The following is a 2,675-nucleotide window of genomic DNA, read 5'->3' on the forward strand; positions in this document are numbered from 1 at the left end:
CGCGCCGGTGAACGCGCCGGTGAACGCGCCGGTGAACGCTGCGGTGAACGCTGCGGTAAACGCGATGATGGCGCCTTGTCGCAGCCGCGCCCGGTTGGCTGGCCAAAACCGTGTGGCCAAGTGCATGCGACATCCTCTCCCGTGCGCCGCCGCGTGCGATATTCGTCTGGCAGGCCAAAATCATGAACAGCACACCGGTTGATCCGCGTTTCACAGCGGTCCTGACAGCGCCCATCCTCCCCACTTTGGCACGGCTCACCTTCCCGGTGATCGTCGTGGTCCTTGCACAGAATTTTGTCACCGTGCTCGAAGCCTATTGGGTCAGCCAGCTCGGCACCCAGGCCATTGCCGCTGTCTCGCTGGTGTTACCGCTGGTGCTGCTGATGAACGCCATGAGCGGCGGCGGCATCGGCGGCGGCGTGGCGGCGGCCATCGCCCGCGCCAAGGGCGCAGGAGACCAGGCCCGGGCCAATGAATTGCTTTGGCATGCAGTGTTGATCGCGATCGGCTTTGGCACGCTGTTCACGGCCGCTGCGCTTTTGGGTGGGCCGCCGCTTTATGCAGCCCTTGGCGCACGCGGCGCCGCGTTGGATCAGGCGCTGGCCTTTTCGGGCTGGATATTTGGCGGCTCGGTGATTTTCTGGATGGTCAATTTGATTGGGTCTGCCTTGCGCGCGGCCGGCGAAGTCAAACTACCCGCCATCGTATCCCTCGGCGGTGCGGCCATGTTGGTGCCGCTATCGCCGCTGTTGATCTTTGGCTGGGGCCCGCTGCCAGCGCTGGGCATTGCCGGCGCCGGGATTGCCACCCTGCTGTATTACATCGGCTCATTGATCATTTACGTGCGCTGGTTGCGGCGCGGCGACGGCCCGCTGCATCTGCACTGGCACCCGGCGCGGGCGCAGCCGGTGCGCGCCATTCTGGGCGTTGGCCTCGTGTCGGCGCTGGGCACGGTTGTGTCCAGCGTGACCCTGATCGCCATCACCGGATCGGTTGGCCAATATGGCGTGCAGGCCCTGGCAGGCTATGGCATCGCTTCGCGGGTCGATAATCTGATGATTCCGCTGCTGTTTGCGGTTGGCACCGGCGTGTTGACCATGGTCAGCGCGGCCGCTGGCGCCGGTTTGCACGACCGCGCCTGGGCCGTCACCAAGCTGGCCGGCGCGCTGGGGTTTTTCGGCTCCGCGCTGATCAGTGCATTTTTGCTGATCGCACCGGGCCTGTGGCTGGACCGGTTCACCAGCGATCCGCAGGTCTTTGCCGCTGGCCATTTGTGGTTCCAGATCGCTGGCCCGTTCTACTGTTTCTTCGGGATGGGCTTGATGCTTTATTTTGCCGCGCAAGGTTTCGGCCGAATGCGGGGGGCACTGGCGGCCGGGATCGGCAGGCTGATCATCACTGCGGGCGGCGCCGCATGGATGGCAGCACAATCGGCACCAATCGCAGGCGTTTACGCGGCGGCCGCAGCGGGCACGGTGGTGTTTGGGCTGGTGAATGCACTGGCGGTGTGGCGCGCCCGGCCGCGGGGGTGACTGTTCGCGCGGCCGGCGGCGGAGCCGCCGAGTCCGCTGGGGGTGCGAAGGAAAAAAGACAGAAAGAGCGCGGCGGAGCCGCGCCGTCAGACGAATCAAAAAAGGGCGGCCTGTTGGGGCCGCCCTTTTTCGTTCGCTGGCCGGATCTCGCCGAGTCTGGCCACAGTGCTGCGCACTGTGGCCAGCCGTCTCGATCAGAAATCCATGCCGCCCATGCCGCCCATGCCGCCGCCGCCCATGCCGCCGCCGCCGCCCTTGTCGTCAGCCGGCAGATCGGTGATCGCAGCTTCCGTGGTGATCAGCAGCGAAGCAACCGAGGCCGCATCCTGCAGCGCGGTGCGCACAACCTTGGTGGGATCGATCACGCCGGCCTTGACCAGGTTTTCGTACACGTCGGTCTGGGCATTGAAGCCGATGGTCTGGTCGCCGCCTTCCAGCAGCTTGCCAGCCACAACGCCGCCATCATGGCCCGCATTGATCGCGATCTGGCGCAGCGGGGCCTGGATGGCCTTGCGCACGATATCGATGCCACGGGTCTGGTCGTCGTTGGCGCCCTTCATGCCGTCCAGCGCGTGGGTGGCATACAGCAATGCCGTGCCGCCGCCCGGGACGATACCTTCTTCCACCGCAGCGCGGGTGGCGTGCAGGGCATCGTCAACGCGGTCCTTGCGCTCTTTCACTTCCACTTCGGTGCTGCCACCGATCTTGAGCACGGCCACACCGCCGGCCAGCTTGGCCAGCCGCTCCTGCAGCTTTTCGCGGTCGTAATCGCTGGTCGTCACTTCGATCTGGGCGCGGATCTGTTCGACGCGCGCCTTGATCGCATCGGCAGCGCCTTCGCCATCAACGATGATGGTGTTGTCCTTGTCGATGGTGATGCGCTTGGCCTGGCCCAGCATCGGCAGCGTGACGTTTTCCAGCTTGATGCCCAGGTCTTCGCTGATCATCTCGCCGGCGGTCAGGATGGCGATGTCTTCCAGCATGGCCTTGCGGCGATCGCCGAAGCCCGGAGCCTTGACAGCCGCGACCTTGAGGCCGCCGCGCAATTTGTTGACCACCAGGGTGGCCAGCGCTTCGCCTTCGATATCTTCGGCAATGATGAGCAGCGGACGGCCCGACTGCACCACGGCTTCCAGCACCGGC

The 2,675-nt window shown here is 65.5% G+C and carries 2 protein-coding genes; one reads left to right on the plus strand and one right to left on the minus strand.

What is annotated here, in order from left to right; genetic code table 11:
• Positions 1-182: 182 nt before the first annotated feature.
• Entirely contained in the window at positions 183-1,532 is a 1,350-nt protein-coding gene (locus tag ACESL8_RS12990) for an MATE family efflux transporter (RefSeq protein ID WP_372919526.1), read from the plus strand.
• Positions 1,533-1,726: 194 nt separating this feature from the next.
• Here the strand turns inward: ACESL8_RS12990 and groEL are convergent.
• Positions 1,727-2,675, minus strand: a 949-nt coding sequence (gene groEL / locus ACESL8_RS12995; RefSeq protein ID WP_372919528.1) for a chaperonin GroEL, incomplete at its 5' end; no start/stop codon positions are given.

Source organism: Sandarakinorhabdus sp. (assembly GCF_041689835.1).
In the GTDB taxonomy this organism is placed as follows: Bacteria; Pseudomonadota; Alphaproteobacteria; order Sphingomonadales; family Sphingomonadaceae; genus Sandarakinorhabdus.

Coding starts and splice junctions, on each gene's coding strand:
- ACESL8_RS12990 (WP_372919526.1), top strand. CDS start 183: ATGAACAGCACACCGGTTGATCCGCGTTTCACAGCGGTCCTGACAGCG.